Raw genomic sequence first — 4171 nt, 5'->3', positions numbered from 1 at the left:
CCTCGTCGGTGTCGGGGCGTGCGGCGTCAGCCGCCCCGCCGGGCGTGGCCGGGTGCGGCGTGGTTTCTGCGTGCGGGGCGACTGCGCAAGAGGCGGAGGCGCGGGGCTTTCCGCCTTTGAAGAATCCCATGGTATGGCCGGGGGTGCCGCGCGGGGCGCGGGCAGAGTGTGTCCGTCAGCCTGACGGATACCCCAGAGCGCCCGGCTTGAAAAGCGGACGGCATCGGGTGTGCGGCTGCCCGAAACGCAGAACGGCTTGCGGACCACCCGCAAGCCGATTTCTGCGTCATGCAAAGAAAGGAAGGATGACTTGGTTAATGCATGGGGCGTGCCAAGAGGCGCGTTGTCATATTCCTTATGTATAACATTCGGGTATTACACGTATTTATTGCGTGGCTTTCTTTGGTGTCGCCCCTGCCTTGCGTGCAGGAAGTTGAACCGGCCTTTCCCGGTCCCGGAAGGCGGCCAAGAAATTTGACCGCCCTCCCTGCTCCCTGACGAAGGGGCGTGTCATGCCCCCCGTCCCTGCCCCCGTCCCTGCCCACTTCCATGCCCACTTCCATGCCCACTTCCATGCCTCGCGTCCCGTACAGTCCGAAGCAGCCTGGACCTGTCCGTCGCCGTTCGGCCCTGATCGCGACGCCCGGCGGGATACGGAACCGCCTATTGTTCCACGTACAGGTAGCGCTTGATCTTGTGGGTGGGCGTTTTCTCGAAGGGTTCGGTCTGCTCGATGACCTTGTGCAGCCGGGCGAAGGTGGACACCTTGGTGTTCACGTCGTTGCGCAGTTCTTCCAGCAGGGCGGCCACCTTTTCGCGGGCCTTGGTGGCGGGCAGTCCCCCGAATTCCTCGTCCAGCCGCGCGTAGTCCAGGTGGATGCGCGCCGCCAGCCTGCCGTCCAGCTGGAACACCAGCGATTCCATCACGTACGGCGACTGCTGGATGATCGCCTCCACCTCTTCGGGGTAGATGTTTTCGCCGCTGGGGCCCACGATGACGTTCTTCAGCCTGCCCTTGATGTACAGGTAGCCGTCGCGGTCGAACTTGCCGAGGTCGCCGGTGCGGAACCATCCGTCTTCGGTGAACACGGACGCGGTGATCTCCGGCGCCTTGGCGTATTCGCGCATCACGTTGGGGCCGCGCACCAGTATTTCGCCTTCGCCGGTGGCCGGGTCGGACGCGTCGATGCGTACTTCCACCCCGGCCAGCGGCCAGCCAGTGGCGGTCAGGCGGGTATCGGCCGGGCCGCAGCCCGCCACAAGGGGCGAGGTTTCGGTCAGGCCGTAGCCGATGGCGTACGGAAAGCCCGCCTCGCGCAGAAAGCGTTCCACGTCCGGCGCTATGGCCGCGCCCCCGATGCAGAAGATGCGCAGCGCGCCGCCAAAGGTTTGCAGCAGCTTCTTGCCCGCCATGGCGTGCAGCTTGCGCCGCACGAAGGGCAGCGCATACAGCCGCCGCTTCAGCCAGGTATCGGTGAACTTGGGCAGCACGGCGGACTTGAAGATCTTTTCGATGACCAGCGGCACCGACAGCATGGCAGTGGGCCGCACCTGGGCCAGCGCGGGCAGCAGGGCGCGCGCCGTGGGCGGCTTGTCCATGTAGTGGACGTGCGCGCCGTTCAGCACCGGCAGCACCAGCCCCAGCGTGCATTCGTAGGTGTGCGACAGGGGCAGGATGGACAGCATGCGGTCGCCGGGGGCAATGCGCACGATGCTCTTCACCGCGTCGGCGTCCCACACGATGTTGCGGTGGGTCAGCACCACGCCCTTGGAATGGCCGGTGGTGCCGGAGGTGTAGATGATGGCCGCCACGTCGTCCTCGCCCGGCTCTTCGACGGCCAGGTGGGTGAAGCGCATGGCCTTGTCGCGCAGGCGGCGGAATTCGCGCAGGCCGCGTTCCTTCAGTTCGCGCAACTTGTCGCGCGTGGCCCCCTGCTGCACGGGGTGGAAATTCTCTATCTGGATGAGCACCGGCGGGACATCGAACTGGCCGTCCTCCAGCTTGGGGAACAACCGCTCGGAGACGAGCACCGCCTTGGCTTCCGAATGGCGGATGATGTGGTGCACGGCATCCGCGTGAAATTCCGGAAGGATGGGCACCGCGATGGCGCCCATGGCGGTAATGGCGAAATAGGCGATGCCCCAGTTGGGCATGCTTTCGGACAGGATGGCCACCCGGTCGCCGCGCGCCACGCCCTGTTCCGCCAGCAGGGCGGACACGGTGGTGGCGTGTTCGAGCAGTTCGCGGAAGGTTACCGGCGTGCCGCCGATTTGCGACAGCGCGGGCTGGTCTGCGTACAGTTCGGCGCTGCGTTCCAGCACCCGCCTGAGGGTAAGCGTCTGCAACTCCATGCAAGCTCCTTCATGTGAGACTTCACGGATGTACGGCAAAGCCGGATTCGCCGCAATCCCATGCGATGCGGCGACGGGCAGGGAATGCCGGGTGTCGCCGTAACGTCACGGGCGGTGAGGGGCGGCGTGGCGTTGCAGTGGCCGGGTGCAGGTGCGGGCACGGGGGGCGGCCACGGAGGTCGGGGACGCTGGCTGTACGCGGCTGTAAGGGGGGTGAGGGCTGGACGGGGGGGGCGCTGCCGCCGGGGGCGGGGTGAAGCCGGAAGGAACGGGCAAGGACGGTGCGCCGTGTCGTGGCGGATTGTACGTGCGCTGGGTGCTGCGCCTGCCCCTGCGGGTGCGCATGCCTGCACCGGTTGACCGGGCAGCCCGTCGTGTCGCATACCGGAGGAACCATCCAAACCCCAACGCCGCACGAGGTTACCCATGCTCAAGCATATCGTCTGGTGGACCCTGAAGGACGAGGCGGAAGGCGCTTCCGCTGCCGAGAACGCCGCCAAGATGAAGGCCATGCTCGACCCGCTCATGGGCAGGATTCCCAGCCTGAAGGGGTTGGAGGTGAGCACCACCTTCCTCGGCACCACCACCGAGCCGGTGCAGATCATCCTGGTTTCCACCCACGACGACGCCGAAGGGCTGAAGGCCTACGCCGGACACCCCGAGCACGTGCAATGCGTGGATTTCATCAAGAAGATCGTGGCCAGCCGCAAGGCCATCGACTTCACGGTGTAGCGCGCACGCGCCGTGAAATCAGACGGGGAGGCACGCCGATGGGCATGCCTCCCCGTTTCGTTCAGGAATCCGTCGAAGGGGGGGACGCTGTGGCAGAGCGCCGTGCGGGGGTTACAGCACGCTGACGTAGGAATACATGACCACGAAGTGGCAGAAGCTGCCCGCCATCACGAACAGATGGAATATCTCGTGGAATCCGAAGTGCCGGTAGCGGTTGGGGCGCTTCAGCGCGTAGATCACCGCGCCCACAGAATAGAACGCGCCGCCCGCCACCAGCCAGGCCAGCGCCCCGGCCTGCAGGTTCATGACCAGCGGGTAGATGCCCGCCAGAGCCATCCAGCCCATGCCCAGGTAGATGCCGGTGGACACCCAGCGCGGCGCGTGCAGCCAGAACACCTTGGTGAAGATGCCCGCCACGGCCACCGCCCACACGCAACCGAACAGCGCCCAGCCCCATGGCCCGCGCAGCGGGATGAGGCAGATGGGCGTGTAGGTGGCCGCGATGTAGACGAAGATCATGGAATGGTCCACGCGGCGCATCAGGCGCACGCCCCGCTCCGGCAGGGGCAGCCAGTGGTACAGGGTGCTGGCCGTGTACAGCAGCACCATGGACACCCCGAAAACGGAAAAGGTCACCACGTGCCACGGCAGCAGGGGCGAGGCGGCGCGCACCAGCAGCAGCACCGTGCCCAGCACGGCCAGCAGCGCGCCGATGCAGTGGGTAAGGCCGCTGACGGGGTCGCGCAGGCTGGATGCCATGCGGCGCAGCAGCGATGTTGCGGGGGATGGGTGCAGGGCTGCGGTCATGCGGGTGGCCTCCGGAAGAAAGACGTTGACTGCCAAGCCATACATGATTCCGGCGGCGAAGTCTCTCGGCGTGTTTCAGGGGGCGCGCATGGTGTACGCGTGAAACATGAAAGAAGGCAGGACGCGGCATGCCGCGTCCTGCCTTGCAGGTATCGTTTCGGGGGTGGGGCTGCGGGATGTTCGGCTACGTGCCGTAGTCGTCGTCGGCGGGCTTGGCCGGTGCCGCGGGCTTGGCCGGCGCCGCAGGCGCTGCGGGTGCAGCCGTTGACACCGGGGGCGG

At 66.5% G+C, this 4171-nt stretch carries 3 protein-coding genes; 1 reads left to right on the top strand and 2 read right to left on the bottom strand.

Going from position 1 to position 4171, the window contains the following annotated elements:
• Positions 1-663: 663 nt before the first annotated feature.
• A complete protein-coding gene (locus FVW20_RS08515; protein ID WP_196609081.1) occupies positions 664-2352 on the bottom strand; it encodes a long-chain fatty acid--CoA ligase in 1689 nt (562 codons plus the stop codon).
• A gap of 426 nt (positions 2353-2778) precedes the next feature.
• On the opposite strand from FVW20_RS08515, the gene FVW20_RS08510 reads away from it, so the two are divergent.
• Entirely contained in the window at positions 2779-3084 is a 306-nt protein-coding gene (locus tag FVW20_RS08510; RefSeq protein WP_196609080.1) for a Dabb family protein, read from the top strand.
• 111 nt (positions 3085-3195) lie between these two features.
• On the opposite strand, the gene trhA is transcribed toward FVW20_RS08510, so the two are convergent.
• Complete coding sequence (trhA, locus tag FVW20_RS08505) at positions 3196-3843, bottom strand: PAQR family membrane homeostasis protein TrhA (protein WP_196609082.1); 648 nt, start codon at positions 3841-3843, stop codon at positions 3196-3198.
• Positions 3844-4171 lie beyond the last annotated feature (328 nt).

Origin of the sequence: Nitratidesulfovibrio oxamicus, from assembly GCF_015731765.1 — a bacterium.
GTDB lineage: Bacteria > Desulfobacterota > Desulfovibrionia > Desulfovibrionales > Desulfovibrionaceae > Cupidesulfovibrio > Cupidesulfovibrio oxamicus.
The sequence above is the reverse complement of the archived record's forward strand: the minus strand, read 5'-3'. Positions and strand labels throughout refer to the sequence as shown.